Raw genomic sequence first — 17,868 nt, forward strand, 5'->3', positions numbered from 1 at the left:
AATAGTTGACCAAACACTGTATATATTATGCACAAAAGGTCATGAATGATTATCATTCATGGCCTTTTTATCACTTATGAGGAATATATGGCTAAAATTAAATCAGTTTTTTTCTGCCAAAACTGTGGTGCTGAGTCGCCAAAGTGGATGGGGAAATGCCCACAATGTGGCGAATGGAATAGCCTTGTAGAAGAGGTTATTAAAGATGTAAAACACAGCAGAACACCGACGAAACGCGGTATTGGGAACAGTGATACAAAAGCAGTCGCTTTAGCAGATATTGAAATATCATCCATCGAAAGGATTTCAACAGGCTTTGCTGAAATTGATCGCGTATTGGGTGGCGGTATTGTGCCTGGTGCATTGATGTTGCTAGGCGGTGATCCAGGGATTGGTAAATCGACGCTATTATTGCAAGTATCTCAAAAAGTATCAGATACAGGTAGTACAGTCTTGTATGCATCAGGGGAAGAGTCGCAATTGCAATTAAAATTGCGAGCAGAACGGTTGCATATAAATAGTTCGGGACTCCATGTTATAGCCGACACAGATTTAGATCATATTTTAGAAGAAACACTGGCTAAGCAACCGACTCTTATGATCATCGATTCTATTCAGACTATGTATACTGGCGATATTGACGGAGCACCAGGTAGTGTCAGCCAAGTGCGGGAATGTACATCTCGTTTATTGCGTTTTGCTAAAGAACAAAATATACCGATACTTATAATTGGGCATGTTACGAAGGAAGGCAATATTGCTGGGCCTCGTATGTTAGAACATATGGTGGACGTAGTGCTCTACTTTGAAGGGGAGCGGTCCTATCAGTTCCGTATTTTACGATCCATTAAAAATCGCTTTGGTTCCACCTCTGAAAGTGGCATTTTCGCAATGGTTGAAGATGGTTTAGCAGAATTAGCTAATCCATCGGCGTCTCTTTTAGCAGAACGATCCGATGAGGAAAGCGGCAGTGCCGTTATGATTTACTTAGAAGGACAACGACCTATTCTCGTAGAAGTACAAAGTCTCGTTGCATCTACAGCTTTCGGATTGCCTAGAAGGACGGCCATTGGGTATGATTTAAATCGTCTCGTCGTTTTGCTAGCTGTATTAGAAAAGCGTTGCGGGTTTACATTGGGCAATAAAGATGTTTATGTCAATGTCATTGGAGGCTTGAAAGTGAATGAGCCAGCCTGTGATTTATCGATGGCTGCTGCTATTGTGTCGAGCCTTAAAAATCGAGTCGTTCCTAATGATATGATTATTTTAGGAGAAGTCGGTTTAACTGGAAATATCCGTAGTATTCCACGTATTGAACAACGTATTAATGAAGCAAAGAAATTAGGCTTTACAAAGTTTATCATTCCAGAAGGTAATGTAAAACAATTGACGAAGAGCAATAAAGATATACAAATTAAAGGTGTTACATCCATTGCTCAGGCTATACAGTTGATATTTGGAAATTAACGTAACCGATTAACAATATTAGATTGTTAATTAACTTTCAAAGAAATAATTATGAGCTATTAGTTTTAAAGGAGGTGTGGCTATGATTTATCGAATTTTACGATATGTCATCGCCATACTAGTAGGTACTGCTTCTTATGTAGGGATGGAGAGTTTGATTCCCCTCATTGATCCATCTTTCTTAGAACAGTTTGCTAGTTTAGGCAATATATCCCATACGATGGTCAATATTATTATCGTTACAGTAGGAACGATAGTAGGTGTCGTTATTGGGTATTTAATATCTTCTTTTTTATTACACAAAGGATTATTCATAGCAAAACGATTAGAACGCGTATTGACACATATTCCGAACCAACAATTAATTGCGGGCACTATTGGTTTATTATTCGGTCTTATTATTGCAAATTTAATTGGCTTCGCATTTAATCAAGTTCCTATTATTGGTCCATACATCCCTATCATTTTAAGTGCTATTTTTGGGTATAGTGGCTTACGTTTAATGGCTCGAAAAGGGCCAGAAATGTATTTGAATTACGTAAAACAATGGACAAGTGGTGACAATAGTAATAAAAAAACTAAAGTATCAAAATCATTACGTGATTCTAGTAACCATGTAGCAAGTAGTCATAAACTATTAGATACATCTGTTATTATTGATGGTCGTATTAAAGAACTGTCAGCTACAGGATTTATTGATGGACCGTTAGTTGTGCCTATTTTTGTACTCAATGAGCTGCAAACGATTTCTGATTCTGCCGATGCGACGAAGCGCAATCGAGGCCGCCGAGGATTAGATATTTTGAAGGACATGCAAGATAGCAATGTGATTCCTATTCAAATCGTCGAAGATGATTATGATGACTTGGAAGAAGTCGATTCAAAATTGATGCGCTTATCCTTAGAGAAACATTGGAAATTGATGACTAATGATTATAATTTAAATAAAGTCGCTAAAGTACAAGGTATTCATGTACTCAATCTTAATGAATTAGCTAATGTCTTAAAACCAGCCCTCATTGCTGGCGAGTGGATTCGCGTGCAAGTTATGAAAGAAGGGAAAGAAATTCATCAAGGTGTAGCTTATTTAGATGACGGTACTATGATTGTCGTTGAAGATGGTCGTCCTTATGTAGGCCAAGAAGTAGAAGTGATGGTTACTTCTATTTTGCAAACTAGTGCAGGGCGAATGATCTTTGCTCGCGTAGACGGAGGTAAGCATGAGTAATGTCAGTTGTATTTTATTAGCTGCTGGTGCAGGGCGACGTATGGCATTAGAAGAAAATAAAATCTTTTATCCTCTCGGTTCTAAATCGATTATTCAATGGTCATTAACACATATTGATGAAGTTGAGCGTATCGATGAAATCATTCTCGTCGTTGCTAACGGCGAAGAACAGCAGATGGCTGATCACATTGCTTCCATAGAATTACAGACTGAGATTGTCATTGTTACGGGCGGAAAAGAGAGACAAGATTCTGTTTACAATGGCTTAAGTAAGGTGAAAGAAAGCAATCACATTGTCCTTGTTCATGATGGAGCTCGACCTGTAGTAACGGCTGATTTATTTAATAAGGTTATTGATGGCGCCTATGAATACGGTGCTGTTACTGTTGGTGTCCCTTCTACGGATACGGTTAAACGGGTCGATAAAAATAGTCAAGTTATAGAAACGTTGAATCGTAGTGAATTAGTAAATATTCAGACCCCACAAGGCTTTCAGAAGTCATTATTTGTAGAAGCTCATCATAGGGCTAAAGAAGCAGGATATATAGGTACTGATGATGTATCTTTAGTAGAATATATAGATAAAGCGGTACACATTCTGGAAGGGGATTATAAAAATATAAAAGTTACCACTCCTAATGATATAGATGTTGTAAAACGATATTTGGGAATTAAGGAGAAGGCTATGCGAGTAGGCTATGGCTATGATATTCATCAATTAAAAGAAGGGCGTCCTTGCATCCTTGGTGGCGTCCACATTGAATCGTCTATCGGCCCAGATGGTCATTCTGATGCAGATGTGCTGATTCATGCCTTAATGGATGCTATGTTAGGGGCTGCAGGATTGCGTGATATTGGCTATTACTTTCCACCTGAAGACGATGCCTATAAAGGGATTTCTAGCATGCTTTTATTACAACATGTAAATTCCTTGTTGAAAGAACGACACTTAGAAGCCTATAATGTAGATATTATGGTGATTTCGGAAACGCCGAAATTAAAGCCTCACATTGAGCAAATGAAAGTGAATATTCAGTCGGTGTTACAAATACCGCTTGATCGTATTAGTATTAAAGCGACTACTAACGAAATGCTTGGTGCCATCGGTCGCCGTGAAGGGATTGCAGCCCAAGCAGTTGTTACCGTATATGAAGGAGATGTTATTTAAATGAGTTCTATGAAAGTGCGTTTTGCCCCAAGTCCAACGGGTCCATTCCATATTGGTGGTGCTCGATCTGCGTTGTTTAACTGGTTATTGGCGCGCAAAGAAGGGGGTTCCTTTATTCTTCGCATTGAAGATACAGATTTAGCTCGCTCCACTCGAGAAAGTGAAGAAAATATTAAAGCATCCTTACAATGGTTAGGGATGAACTGGGATGAAGGAATTGATGTAGGCGGAGACAATGGTCCATACCGTCAAACGGAGCGACTCTCTATATATAAAGAAGTAACAGATCGCTTATTAGCTGAAGATAAAGCGTATGAATGTTTCTGTACTAATGATGAGTTAGAAGCTGTTCGAGAAGAACAAAAAAATCGTGGAGAAACACCGAAATACAATGGTCGTTGCAGTCATTTAACAGAAGCAGAAAAAGAGAAATTCCGCGCTGAAGGTAGAACTCCTACCATTCGCCTTCGTGTGCCATTGAATAAAACATATGCTTTTGACGATATGGTACGCGGTCATGTATCCTTTGAATCCAATGGGGTTGGTGACTTTGTTATCGTTAAATCTGACGGTATTCCTGTTTATAACTTTGCCGTTGTTGTAGACGATCATACAATGGATATTACTCACGTGATTCGCGCAGAAGAACATTTATCGAATACGCCGCGACAAATGGCAATTTACGAAGCACTAGGTTGGGATACACCTGTATTTGGACATATTTCCTTGATTCTTGGCAAAGATTATAAAAAAATGTCTAAACGTCATGGTGCTACTTCTGTAGAACAATATAAAGATTTAGGCTATTTGCCAGAAGCGTTGGTGAACTTCTTAGCTTTGTTAGGCTGGGCGCCGGAAGGGGAAGAAGAATTCTTTACTCAAGACGAGTTAATCAAAGCCTTTTCTATGGATCGAGTGGCAAAAAATCCTGCCGTATTCGATATTGATAAATTAAATCATATCAATTTCCACTATATGAAAGCTTTAAGTGATGAAGAGCTTCTCCAATTGTGTTTGCCACATTTACAAGAAGTAGGCCTTGCCAAAGAGACTTTGAACGAAGACGATAAAGCTCGTTTGACTTTATTATGTACTACATTCCGAGATCACCTCAGTTTTGGGGCACAAATTAAAGATCATGTTCGTTTCTTATTAGAGGATACAGTAACTCTTGAGAAAGAAGCGGCAGAAGAGTTAAAACAAGTATTACAAGAAGAAACAGTAGCTATTGTATTAGATACGTTCAAAACGAAACTAACAGAACTTGATGAGCTAACACCAGATACTGTAAAAGCGACGATCAAAGCGGTTATGAAAGAAACAGAATTAAAAGGTAAGTCTGTATTTATGCCGATTCGTGTTGCCTTAACAGGACAGATGCATGGCCCTGATTTGAATAATATCGTTACATTGTTAGGTGTACAAGCTGCTGTCAGTCGATTGGATAATTACACTGATTTGTTGAAATGATCAGTGTGAACTTTCAAGTCATGTGATGATATGATTCATCATCACATGATCTAAGATGATACTCATACCCCACAAGTAATAGTGATGACGCTATTACTTGTGGGATTATTTTTGGGGTATACTATAAATTTTTCTAGACTGTAATCATAGAGGAAACTACTGATTTTCGTTGACATTGATTATTGAAATTGATAAAATGAATACATTAGTAATAGATACAATAGCTGAGATTGAAAGAAGTACTTTACAACTAGCTTTCTAGCGAGAACTGACGGTGGAAGAGTTCAAGTATAGGTAAAGGAAATGCATTCATGAGCTGACATTCCGATTATAGGTAGGTTTTGTCCGGTTACGCGCCGTTATGCGTTGAGGGGGTACTGTTTTATAGTACCTAACAGAGTGGAACCGCGGGCCATCGTCTCTGTATGAGATGAGGGTCTTTTTTATTTATATAGATGGAGGCATCGGTAACGATGAGAGAACTTACAGTATATAATACGATGACACGTCGTAAAGAAACATTTGTACCTGTAACAGAGGGAGAGGCTAAAATTTATGTATGTGGTGTGACTCCATATAACCACCCACATATAGGTAATGCTCGTCCATTTGTGACTTGGGATGTGATTCGCCGCTATTTAGCACACGTAGGTTATAAAGTAACGTATGTACAAAATTTTACAGATGTAGATGATAAAATCATCAATACATCCAATGGCGAAGGTGTACCATGGGACGAAGTAGCAAACCGCTATATTGATAGCTATTTTGAAGTGATGGATGCACTTGGCGTAGAGCGAGCAGATATTTATCCTCGCGTATCTACTCACATTCCTGACATCATTGAAATGATTTCTGTTTTAATCGATAAAGGTTATGCTTACGCATTAGACGGAGATGTGTATTATAGTGTTGAGAAATTTGAACACTATGGTCAATTGTCTGGCCGTACTCTCGATGATATGGAAGCGGGTGCTCGTATCGAAGTAGATGGACGTAAAAAGAATCCAATGGATTTTGCCCTTTGGAAAGCGGCAAAGCCAGGTGAACCATATTGGGAAAGTCCATGGGGCAATGGACGTCCAGGCTGGCATATTGAATGTTCCGCTATGAGCCAAAAATATTTAGGCGAAGAATTCGATTTCCACGGCGGTGGTAGCGATTTAATTTTCCCACATCATGAAAATGAGATCGCTCAATCTGAAGGCTGCTCCGGACACCATCCAACTGTAAAATATTGGCTTCATAATGGATTTATTACTATCGATTCTGAAAAAATGTCTAAATCATTAAACAATTTCTTCTTAGTGAAAGATATTTTAGAACAATATAGCCCAGATGTATTACGCTATTTCTTATTAAGTACTCACTACCGTAGTCCATTAGACTTCTCTGATGAACGTTTGGAAGAAGCGATTAAATCCTTAGAGCGTCTTAATACGGCTATCGATAATCTTCTCTACTTAGAAACACGTGAACCTGCTTCTTGTGATGAAGCACAACGCTTATTAGAGCAAGCTAAAAAGTATGAAGAAGAATTTGAAGCTGCTATGAGTGACGATTTCAATACGGCTTTAGCTACATCTAGCATGTTTGGCTTAGCAAAAGAAATCAATATTTATTACCAAGCCGTTTCTAGTCGCGAAGGCGTTGTTTGCCAAGAAGCCATTGCAGAAGTGAAACGTATCTTCAAATTAATGACTGATATTATTGGTGTGTTAACTAAATCTTGGGAACCTAAAGATAATGCTGGTGCCGAGGACTATGAACAATTGATGGATGTTATCTTGTCTGTTCGTCAAGAATGCCGCAATCAAAAACAATGGGCTTTAGCTGATTGCATTCGAGATCGTTTGGCAGATATTGGTATTACGATTGAAGATTCTCCAAATGGAGCACGGTGGAAAAAACGTGAAATTTAAGCAATTTCAATTTTTAAAACAAGAAGCTATTAAAAAACTACTCCTTTTAGATGAAGAAAAAGGTCATTTCCAAGCGAAAGCGGTGGAACAAGTCTTATCTTCTGATGCAGTGATGCTCGCCTATGTAGGAGATGCAGTTTATTCTATGTATATTCGGCAACGCATTGTAGAAATGAGTATTTCAAAGGTTCAAGTATTACATACATTAGTCACTGAATTTGTATGTGCTAAGTCACAATCGAAAGTGCTGGAGTCATTAGAAGGGGATTTCACAGAGCAAGAGCAGCACATTGCAAGACGGGCTAGAAATAGTAATGTAAACGTACCGAAAAGCAGTTCTGTTCGAGAATATCGGAATAGTACAGCCTTTGAAGCTGTCTTAGGATTTCTTTTTGAAACAGGCCAAGAAGAACGCTTATATGAGTTGATGAGTAGAGCTTATTCTATGACATTGCGAGGTCTTTCGAATGGATAATTATATAGTTGGTAGAAATGCCGTAAAAGAAGCTTTGAAAGCGAATCGTTCCATACAACGCATATTAGTGAACGAAGATAAAGCGAATAGCGGATTAGCTGATATTATAGGGCTAGCAAAATCAAAGCGTATCGATGTACGGTTAGTACCTGTGAAACAACTGAATCGCTATGAATTAGATATTCCTCATCAAGGCGTTATTGCCTTTGTTAATGCTGTAGAGTTTAAAGAATTAGGAGAAGTACTACAAGAAACAACTCACGATGTGCCTCTATTAATCCTCACTGATGGTGTAGAAGATCCTCATAATATGGGGGCTATTATTCGTACTGCTGAATGTGTAGGGGCTACAGCTGTCTTAATTCCTAAACGCCATAATGCGCCTATTAATGCCACTGTAGCAAAAACATCGGCAGGAGCAGTGGAACAAATCCCACTCGTTCAAATTGGCAATGTAACACAAACAATCAAACAATTGCAAAAACAAGGTTTTTGGGTATTAGGTGCTCATATGGAAGGTAATGCTACATTATACGAAGCTGATATGACCGTACCTCTTGTTCTTGTTATTGGCAATGAAGGTAAAGGCATCAGTCGCGTTGTTAAAGAGGCGTGCGATTTCCTTGTTACTATACCGATGTATGGACAATTAAATTCCTTAAACGCTTCCGTAGCGGCCGCTGTCTTGATGTATGAAGTGGTACGACAACGAACGCCTAAAGGCTAAGTAGGTGCTATATGTTAAAAGATATTTTGATTATAGACGGATATAATGTGATTTTCGCTTGGGCCAGCTTAAAGAAAATTGCCAAAGAATCACTAGAACATGCTCGTATGGAATTGCGGAATCAATTGCTTAATTACGGGAAGTATAAAGACTATGAAGTGATTCTTGTCTTTGATGGCAGCTATACGAAGTCAGCAGCTACTGTGGAAGTCGTAACAGAAGGATTTCTTGAAGTGTATACAGATGATAGTGAAACAGCAGATGCTTTTATAGAAAGGGAAGTATTTTTACGGAAAGGTAAATATACCAATGTCTATGTGGTCACTTCTGATGGGGCGGAGCAAAATCAAATCCTTGGTTCTGGAGGGCTACGTATTCCTGCGCGGGAACTGCAAAATGATATTCGTTTAGCAAAACAAGAAGAACGTTTGCAATATACGCACAAGCACTACAGAGATAGATTCGTTATTAGTCGCAATGAAGTGCACGATCAATTAAGTCCTGAAGTGGCAGAGAAATTAGATGCCCTTCGGAAGGGACAGATATAGAGAATATCTGCATAAGTTGCGGAACCATCATAATTCATATATAATAAGCATATTGGTATTTCTACAATATGATTGTAAGGAGGACCTATGAAGTCGATTCATGTGTACCAGTCCGATTACAATTTCAAAGAAATGACCGATGAGCAAGTTGTGGTCATAGCTCAACAAGAGCAGAATGAGTTTGCAATCGACTATATAGTCAACAAATATAAAAACTTCGTTCGAGCAAAAGCGCGTACTTATTTCTTAGTAGGCGCGGATCGAGATGATATCATTCAAGAAGGAATGATTGGCTTGTACAAAGCGACGAGAGACTTTAAACCAGAGAAATTAGCGTCTTTTAGAGCCTTTGCAGAACTTTGTATTACGCGCCAAATCATTACTGCTATTAAGTCTGCAACGCGGCAAAAACACATGCCTTTAAATTCCTATATTTCTCTCAATAAACCTGTCTATACAGAAGATTCAGAACGAACACTTTTCGAGATGTTAGCTTCTCGGTACGTTACGAATCCAGAAGACCTCATTATTAGTAAAGAGGAAATGGGCGATATTGAACGCAATATCGGGTATATTTTGAGCGATTTAGAGTGGACTGTATTAGAAGGCTATTTAGATGGCAGATCGTATCAAGAGATGGCTACGTCAACAAAGCGTAGTGTTAAATCCATTGATAATGCATTGCAAAGAATTAAACGTAAAGTAGAAAAGTATTTAGAACATCGTACCATTAGTGGTTCTACAGAGGAAGGATGAACATCGTGACAAATTTCTTGATGATTTTAGAAATCATTGTATCCGTTTTATTAATCGTAGTAGTAGTGGCTCAATCTAGCAAAAGCTCTGGCATGGGCGGCTCTGTTTCTGGTGCTGCTGATTCTACATTTGGTGGCAAAAGCCGCGGTTTAGACGGTTTTTTGTCAAGATGTACAGTTATATTAGGTATTATCTTTGCTGTATTAAGTTTAGTACTAGGGGCAATGATGAACCAATTTTAATGATGAAAGCCTGCCTAGCAGGCTTTTTCTTTTTCAAAATATACACAAAAAGGGGGTGTTATTGTGAAAGAACGAGTATTGGCTTTTTATAAATCTATAGCCCCAGATACATATCACGTAGAAGATGCTGCTATGGATTGTCATATAAAAGGAGGCGCTGAATTAGACGCGTTCATCAGCGCTGCAAAGGAATTAGAAAGCGAAGGTCGATTGCGCGCCACACGACCAGATGTATATGCGTATGGTGGTGAGGAAGGTATAATTGAAGGCATTTATAAGGGCTATAGAAAATCATTTGGTTTTGTTATTCCCGGTTTAGGTCAGGAAGATATTTATATTGACGAAAAAAATAGAGGTAGTGCATTACATGATGATAAAGTTAGAGTGAGTATTATTAAATCTAAATTTAGTCGTCATAAGCGAGAAGGCCGCATCTTGGAAGTCCTCGAACGGGCTAATGATACCATTGTAGGCACTTATGACCGACAACATCACTTTGGTTTTGTCATCCCTGATGATGAGCGCATTAGCACCGATGTATATGTCGATTTGAATCATACTCTAAACGCTCGCAGTGGAGCTAAAGTATTAGTAAAAATTGTTAAATGGCATGAACCTGGTAAGAACCCAGAAGGTGTAATTACACAAGTTTTAGGCTATAAAGGCGATGTGGGTTTAGATATTAACACGATTATGGCCCATCATAAATTGCCATTTTCCTTTCCTAATGATGTGATAAAAGCTAGTGAACGTATCGATACAGTTGTAACTGATGATCCACGTCGTTGGGATTTGCGCCATATCGATATGGTTACTATTGATGGAGAAGACGCGAAAGATCTCGATGATGCTGTTAGTGGACGACGATTAGAGAATGGTAATTATGAATTAGGTGTTCATATTGCCGACGTAAGTCACTATGTAGTGTCTCAAAAAGCGATTGATAAAGAAGCTTATAATAGAGGGACTTCGGTTTACTTAGTCGATCGTGTTATCCCTATGTTACCAGAAGTACTGTCCAATGGGATTTGTAGTTTAAATGCCGGTGAAGATCGCTATGCTATGACTTGTATGATGGAAATCGACAAGCATGGTACAGTTGTAAATTATAAAATTCGTCCCTCCATTATTCATGTCAATCGTAGGTGTAGTTATAAAGAAGTGTATAAAGCCTTAGCAGAAGATATCATTCCTGATGATTTACGACCTTTTATGCCCATGCTAGAAGTATTACGCGATATTGCTGAACATTTGCGTCAGATGCGCCGCCGTCGTGGTGCTTTGGATTTTGATTTTCCTGAATATAAAGTATTGCTTGATACAAATGGAACTCCATTGCGTATTGTTAAGCGGGAACGGACTTTAGCTGAGCGATTGATTGAAGAGTGTATGCTCATCGCTAATGAAACGGTGGCAACTCACTTGAAAGAGGCAAGTATTACAAGCGTCTATCGTATCCATGAAAACCCGAATGAAGAGAAGATGGCAGCTTTTCAAAAAGTACTAAATTATTTAGGACAAAATATTCGACTTAATCTAGAAAAATTAGAGCCCCGAGATTTTCAAGCGATTTTGGATAGTGTAAAGGGCAGTGATATTGAGCAAGTTGCTCAAATTATGACCCTTCGCTCTATGCAACAAGCGCGGTACAGTACAGAAAACTTCGGGCATTTTGGTTTAGCTTCTAAGTGCTACACTCACTTTACATCACCTATTCGGCGGTACCCAGATTTAATGGTACACCGATTATTAAAAGCGACGATGCATTGGAATAGCGATTATAGTAAACGAGATGTAAAAAATGAGTTTTTAGTACGAGCTGCAGAACACTCTTCAGAGCGAGAACAAATTGCTGTAGCTGCTGAGCGAGATACCATTGATTTGAAAAAAACTCAATATATGCTACCTTTTGTGGGTGAAGTATTTGAAGGTAAAATTTCTAGTATTACTTCCTTCGGTATGTTTGTAGAATTGGACAATGGCATTGATGGTCTTGTTCATATGAATATGATGAACGATGATTATTATTTCTTCGATGAAGAACATTTCTTATTAGTAGGACGAAGAACAGGTAAAACTTATCACTTAGGAGAAACTGTAACGGTAACATTGGTGAAAGCTGACGTAGAGAAACGCCAAATTGATTTTGTTCTCGGTGAAGTCGATAACTTAACACAAATCCAAGAGGCTTTAGGACGCTCTTCTAATTATAAAGATATAGGGAAACATAAAAAGCCGAAACGCAAAGGAACAGGCAGTAAAGCGAATCGAAAAGGAGTGCTGTCTAAATCAAGAAGTAAAGGGAAGAACAATAAGAAAGTGAAACAGGTAAAAATGAAGAAAGGAAGACGTAAAAGGTAATTATGGCAAAACAAAAGTCTGACTCTTTAATTGCAGATAATCGTAAAGCTCGTCACGACTACCACATTCATGAAACTTATGAAGCAGGCATTGCCTTGACAGGGACGGAAATTAAATCAATCCGTCAAGGAAAATTAAATTTAAAAGATAGTTTCATCCGCATTCATAATGGGGAAATGCTCTTAATGGGAGTCCATATTAGTCCTTACGAACAAGGCAATCGGTTCAACCACGAACCAGAACGGACTCGCAAATTATTGATGCATCGCAAAGAAATCGATAAGCTCTTTGGTCAAGTGAAAGAAAAAGGCTTTTCTTTAATTCCTTTGAACTTTCATTTCAGCCGTGGCTATGTAAAGGTCACAGTAGGCCTTGTAACAGGCAAGAAAAACTACGATAAGCGACAAGATATGGCTGAACGTGATGCAAAACGAGATATTGCGAAACGATTGAAGGAACAACAAAAATATTAGATCAAAGTGGAGTGGTTTATAGTTGACAGTCATCTTTTATAGGGGTATGATTATATGACCAACAAATCCACGGGGATGTAAAGGTTTCGACAGGGGTGCGTGTGGTATAGATAGCGAGTCGGCGTTCCATGAGGCCGTTAAACGGTGGGAAAACATTTAAACGCAGAAGAAAATTTTGCATTAGCTGCATAAGCTACGTCCCTCATACTTGTGCCTACCAAGTGTGAACGGACGTCAAACAGTAGGCTGGCTTAATTTATCCGTTCATATGAATTAAGCGAGATTTTATGAACTGGAGTTCTGTAGTTTGTCTGTGAGCGATAGGAACTTGAGACTTAAATCATAGACTGTGCTCGGAGAAGTCTATATGGCAACACTTTTGGACAGGAGTTCGATTCTCCTCATCTCCACCAATGTCTTTACAGCGTTTATTTACTGTGTTCAGTAAATAAACGCTTTTTTTGTATATAAGAGGTTATCGTTTTGTTTTATATTCATACTGGTTCTGATGAGATTGTATGCAATATAAGCATTGAAAATGCAGGTAAAATATGAATTTATAAATACTTTTAGAAGGCGAAAAATCTTGACTTTATAGATGATAATCAAGTAAAATAAATAAGATATTTAAAAGATTCAATGTTTTAAGGTATGAAAAGGAGTACATGTAATGAAGTCTCGTTATTCACGCATGTTGGCAGTCCTTGCTGTGTCTGCTCTGCTGGTAACTGGTTGTGGTAGTGAGCAACAAGCACCTACAGATGTAGCTGTTAATTCTTATAAAATCGTAGCTAGCAACGCTCAAGTAGACCAAACCTATACAGGTACAGTGATTGCAGAAAATTCCGTTCCTGTAAGAGCTCGTGTAACTGGTTATGTAGTGGAAAAATATGTTAAAGGTGGAGAACAAGTTGTAGAGGGTCAACCATTGTTCCGCATTGATTCCCGTCAATATGAACAAGACGTAGCTGCTGCAGAGGCTAATGTAGCACGAGCTAATGCAGATTTTCAAAATGCTGCAGTTGACTTAAATCGTTATGAAGTGTTGGCAAATCAAGATGCCATCGCTCGTCAACGAGTAGATACGCAACGCTCTGCTACGGAACAAGCAAGAGCAGCTTATGAGGCTCAACAAGCAGCATTGAAAATTGCCCAAGACAATTTAGGTGATACTATCGTATATGCTCCATACTCTGGAACATTGCGCATGGATGATATTGACTTAGGTACGTTTGTTACTGCTGGTTCTACAACGATGGTAACAATCGACTCTATCGATCCTATTTTCGTTGAATTTAGCATGACAGAAGCAGAGTACCTGGACTTCATGAAAAACAATAGTGGTGATGAAACAAGTGGCACTAACTTGCGTTTACGATTAGCAGATGGTCAAGAATATAATCATTTGGGGACTGTTGTGCAAGCAGCAAAAAGCTTAAATGATACGACTGGCAAATTAACGCTTAAAGCATCCTTCCCAAATCCAGATCGTTTATTATTACCTAATATGTTTGCTACAGTTATTTCTCCAGGTGAAAATATACAAGGGGCGATTTTGGTACCAAGCCGCAGTATCCAACAAATTATGGATAAAAACTTCGTATTCGTAGTGAATGCAGATGGTACAGTTGCTCAAAAAGCTGTTGAATTAGGCGCTACATTAGGCTCCTTCACATTAATCAAATCTGGTCTTGCTAGTGGTGATGAAATCGTTGTAGATGGTTTAACTAAGATTAGAAGTGGAGCTAAAGTACAAGCTACACAATTAACAAAAGCACAAGTAGAAAGTACGAAATAATAGGAGGTAAGTCGTGTCGAAATTCTTTATTAATCGACCTATCTTCGCCATCGTAGTCGCTATTATGATTACCTTGGCAGGTCTTATTTCCATGATAAGCCTTCCGATAGCTCGATATCCACAAATTGCACCTCCTACAGTGCAAGTAAGCGCTATTTATACTGGTGCTACGGCGCAAGTCGTAAATGATACTGTAGCCAGTGTTATTGAAACACAAATTGTTGGTGTACAAGACTTGGATTATATGTCTTCTACAAGTACTAATAATGGTACGTATTCTTTGACATTGCAATTCGCTCAAGATAGTGATGCCGATATGGATACGGTTAATACACAAAACCGTGTACAAGCGGCCTTATCTCAATTACCTTCTGAAGTTCAACAATTAGGTGTAACGACGACTAAATCGTCTGGCGATATGGCTTATATTTTCGCCTTAGTATCTCCTAATGAAACATTTGATCAAACCTTCTTGAAAAACTACGGTACGAACTACTTATTAGATGCTGTAAAAGCTGTAAGCGGTGTAGGTACTGTAACGGAGTTCGGTTCTGACTTCTCCATGCGGATTTGGTTAGATCCAGCGAAAATGCAAAAATTAGGCGTTACTATAGCCGATGTAATAGGTGCTATTAAAGGTCAAAACTTACAAGCGGCAGCTGGTACTGTAGGTCAAAATCCAACAAATGGGGAACAAGCCTTTCAGTATCCAATCAAAATTGAAGGTCGTCTCGTAACGCCAGAGCAGTTTGGTGAGATTGCCATTAAATCTGCTAATGGAACGACACTTCACTTAAAAGATGTATCTCGCATCGAAATAGGGGCTCGTAATTACAACTTCTCCCCAATCGTGTCCTTTAAAGATGAAACCGCAAAAGAAGGGGAAATTTTATTTACTCGACCAGTACCATCTGCTGGTTTCGCCATTTCTTTGCAAAATGATGCGAACGCATTAGAAACGATTGCTAATATTCAAGCGCTCTTAGAAGAACAATCTAAATCCTTCCCAGAAGATTTAGTATACCGAGAAGTTATTGATAATACGAAATTCGTTCGTGCATCTATTGAAGAGGTAGAGCAGACTTTCGTAGAAGCATTATTACTCGTTCTTGTAGTCGTATATGTATTCTTACAATCTTGGCGCTCCACGGTTATTCCAATGATTGCCGTACCAGTATCTTTGCTCGGTACATTTGCAGCATTTATTTTACTAGACTTCTCTATTAATACATTGACATTATTTGCCATGGTTCTTGCCATCGGTCTCGTAGTTGATGATGCTATCGTAGTTGTAGAGGCTGTAGAATATGAATTGAAATATAATGGTTTATCACCTAAAGAGGCTTCTATCAAAGCTATGGAAAACGTACAAGGCCCTGTAATTGGTATTGCCTTCGTATTGTCTGCCGTATTTATTCCTGTTGCCTTTATGGGTGGTATGACTGGTATTTTGTATAAGCAGTTCGCCTTAACAATTGCTGTATCCGTAGCCATTTCTGCAGTTATTGCCTTAGTTTTAACGCCAGCGCTATGTGCGACTATGTTAAAACCTCATAAAGAAGAAGAACATGAAAATTTCTTACAACGCCAATTGAATAAATTCAATCATGCTTTGGATCGTTTCAGTGACTGGTATGGTAAAGTATTAGCTCGCTTAAGTCATCGGTTGAGTTTAACCGTTATAGCCTTGTTAATTTTTGCCGGCGGTACAGCAGCGATATTCTCCGTATTGCCAAGTAGTTTCGTACCAGATGAAGATAATGGTTACTACATTGTAGCTGTTAACTTGCCGCCTGGATCTACAATGGATCGTACAGCCGAATCTCTCGAGAAGATTCGCGATTTCCTTGAAGATACGCCAGGTGTAGGGGAAAACTTCGCCCAAATCTTCGCTGTATCCGGCTTTGATCTCTTAGGGGGAGGACAGAAATCGAGTGCTGGTGTTATCTTTGCTGTATTGAATGACTGGGACAAACGGCCTGGTGATAATCAATCGGCAAAAGCCATGATTGGTAGAACCTTTGGATTTGCTGCGAAAGGGGTACCCGAAGGAACTGTTATTGCTTTGAATCCACCATCCATTCCAGGTTTAGGTAGTACCGGTGGTTTCAGTATGTATATTATTAATAAATCTGGTGATAGTGCACAAGTAATGGCAGAACGAGCTGGTGAATTCATTGCAGAAGCTCGTAAGAGCCCAGCAATCCAATCGATTTATACAACTTTTGATACTACAACACCATCTTTGCAATTCGATATTAACCGTGAAAAAGCAGCTCTTGATGGGGTAGCGCTTGGGGATATCTTTACTGCATTACAAGGTTTCTATGGCAGTATTCAAGTTAATGATTACACTTCCTATGGTAAAAACTATAAAGTAGTAGTACAAGCGGAAGATATGTATCGTCAGAATGCAGATAATCTTAATATGATTGCTGTTCGTAACAGTTCAGGCCAAATGGTATCTGTTGCTAATTACATTACGAAAGAACAAACTGGTACGCCATCATCTATTACTCGTTTTGATAACGCTATGGCAGTTCAAATCGGTGGTTCTCCAGCAGCAGGTTATTCTTCTGGTGATGCCATTGCGGCTTTACAAGATGCAGCAGCTCGTACACTACCACAAGGTTATACATATGACTGGGCAGGTCAATCTAGAGAAGAATTAAAAGCTGGTTCTCAAACTGTATTGATTCTTGGCTTAGGTTTGATTTTCGTATTCTTGATTCTTGCTGCCTTGTATGAATCTTGGAAAGTACCATTTGCCGTATTGTTCTCCGTACCATCTGGTATGATTGGTGCTGCATTAGTACCGTACTTGTTGAACTTTACTGGTAAATACAATTTAGCTAATGATATTTACATGCAAATCGGCTTGTTAACACTCGTTGGTTTGGCTGCGAAAAACGCAATTTTGATCATTGAGTATGCTAAAGTTCGTGTCGACGAACGAGGCATGGATGTAGTAGATGCAGCTATTGAAGCTGCTAAGATTCGTCTTCGTCCAATTTTGATGACATCTTTTGCATTTATCTTAGGTGTATTGCCATTGGCTATGTCTAGCGGTGCTGGTTCTGCAGCCCGTATTTCTATGGGGGTTACAGTAGCCGCAGGTATGACAACAGCTACCGTATTTGGTATCTTCGTTATTCCAATGCTCTTCATTATTGTTGAAAAATTAGGCCCTGGTCTTTTTACGAAAAAGAAAAACCACTAATTTAATAGAAAAG

Annotated in this window: 14 protein-coding genes, 1 other RNA gene and 1 other annotated feature; all 15 genes read left to right on the plus strand. The window is 38.8% G+C overall.

Features of this window, described 5'->3' with window-relative positions:
• Positions 1 to 87 precede the first annotated feature (87 nt).
• The 15 genes from radA to NFR29_RS03025 all read left to right on the plus strand — a co-directional run bounded on the left by radA (position 88) and on the right by NFR29_RS03025 (position 17,855).
• A complete protein-coding gene (radA, locus tag NFR29_RS02955) occupies positions 88 to 1,467 on the plus strand; it encodes a DNA repair protein RadA (RefSeq protein ID WP_251422998.1) in 1,380 nt (459 codons plus the stop codon).
• A gap of 82 nt (positions 1,468 to 1,549) precedes the next feature.
• Entirely contained in the window at positions 1,550 to 2,695 is a 1,146-nt protein-coding gene (locus NFR29_RS02960) for a PIN/TRAM domain-containing protein (protein ID WP_251423001.1), read from the plus strand.
• Positions 2,688 to 3,863: a 2-C-methyl-D-erythritol 4-phosphate cytidylyltransferase gene (gene ispD, locus NFR29_RS02965; protein ID WP_251423004.1), complete on the plus strand. Its 1,176-nt coding sequence runs from the start codon at positions 2,688 to 2,690 to the stop codon at positions 3,861 to 3,863. The genes NFR29_RS02960 and ispD overlap by 8 nt, the downstream gene beginning before the upstream one ends.
• The gene (gene gltX, locus NFR29_RS02970) at positions 3,864 to 5,333 is read left to right on the plus strand and encodes a glutamate--tRNA ligase (protein ID WP_251423006.1); all 1,470 of its coding nucleotides are present in this window, start codon (positions 3,864 to 3,866) and stop codon (positions 5,331 to 5,333) included.
• A gap of 217 nt (positions 5,334 to 5,550) precedes the next feature.
• Positions 5,551 to 5,759: a binding site (T-box leader), on the plus strand.
• A gap of 47 nt (positions 5,760 to 5,806) precedes the next feature.
• On the plus strand, positions 5,807 to 7,255 hold the full coding sequence (cysS, locus tag NFR29_RS02975; RefSeq protein WP_251423009.1) for a cysteine--tRNA ligase: 1,449 nt from the start codon (positions 5,807 to 5,809) through the stop codon (positions 7,253 to 7,255).
• On the plus strand, positions 7,245 to 7,730 hold the full coding sequence (locus tag NFR29_RS02980) for a Mini-ribonuclease 3 (RefSeq protein ID WP_251423012.1): 486 nt from the start codon (positions 7,245 to 7,247) through the stop codon (positions 7,728 to 7,730). The genes cysS and NFR29_RS02980 overlap by 11 nt, the downstream gene beginning before the upstream one ends.
• Positions 7,723 to 8,457 (plus strand): 23S rRNA (guanosine(2251)-2'-O)-methyltransferase RlmB, encoded by a 735-nt coding sequence (gene rlmB, locus NFR29_RS02985; RefSeq protein WP_251423016.1) that lies wholly within the window; start codon positions 7,723 to 7,725, stop codon positions 8,455 to 8,457. The genes NFR29_RS02980 and rlmB overlap by 8 nt, the downstream gene beginning before the upstream one ends.
• Before the next feature lie 11 nt (positions 8,458 to 8,468).
• The gene (locus NFR29_RS02990; protein WP_251423019.1) at positions 8,469 to 9,005 is read left to right on the plus strand and encodes an NYN domain-containing protein; all 537 of its coding nucleotides are present in this window, start codon (positions 8,469 to 8,471) and stop codon (positions 9,003 to 9,005) included.
• Positions 9,006 to 9,092: 87 nt separating this feature from the next.
• Complete coding sequence (gene sigH, locus NFR29_RS02995; protein ID WP_251423022.1) at positions 9,093 to 9,761, plus strand: RNA polymerase sporulation sigma factor SigH; 669 nt, start codon at positions 9,093 to 9,095, stop codon at positions 9,759 to 9,761.
• A complete protein-coding gene (gene secG, locus NFR29_RS03000; RefSeq protein WP_251423025.1) occupies positions 9,758 to 10,003 on the plus strand; it encodes a preprotein translocase subunit SecG in 246 nt (81 codons plus the stop codon). The genes sigH and secG overlap by 4 nt, the downstream gene beginning before the upstream one ends.
• 63 nt (positions 10,004 to 10,066) lie before the next feature.
• Positions 10,067 to 12,364 (plus strand): ribonuclease R, encoded by a 2,298-nt coding sequence (gene rnr, locus NFR29_RS03005; protein ID WP_251423027.1) that lies wholly within the window; start codon positions 10,067 to 10,069, stop codon positions 12,362 to 12,364.
• Between the two features lie 2 nt (positions 12,365 to 12,366).
• Complete coding sequence (gene smpB, locus NFR29_RS03010) at positions 12,367 to 12,837, plus strand: SsrA-binding protein SmpB (RefSeq protein WP_251423030.1); 471 nt, start codon at positions 12,367 to 12,369, stop codon at positions 12,835 to 12,837.
• 71 nt (positions 12,838 to 12,908) lie between these two features.
• Positions 12,909 to 13,250, plus strand: a transfer-messenger RNA (tmRNA) gene (gene ssrA / locus NFR29_RS03015).
• 257 nt (positions 13,251 to 13,507) lie between these two features.
• The gene (locus NFR29_RS03020; protein ID WP_251423033.1) at positions 13,508 to 14,635 is read left to right on the plus strand and encodes an efflux RND transporter periplasmic adaptor subunit; all 1,128 of its coding nucleotides are present in this window, start codon (positions 13,508 to 13,510) and stop codon (positions 14,633 to 14,635) included.
• Between the two features lie 13 nt (positions 14,636 to 14,648).
• A complete protein-coding gene (locus NFR29_RS03025) occupies positions 14,649 to 17,855 on the plus strand; it encodes an efflux RND transporter permease subunit (RefSeq protein ID WP_251423036.1) in 3,207 nt (1,068 codons plus the stop codon).
• Positions 17,856 to 17,868 lie beyond the last annotated feature (13 nt).

Origin of the sequence: Veillonella agrestimuris (genome assembly GCF_943193065.1) — a bacterium.
Lineage (GTDB): Bacteria > Bacillota > Negativicutes > Veillonellales > Veillonellaceae > Veillonella > Veillonella agrestimuris.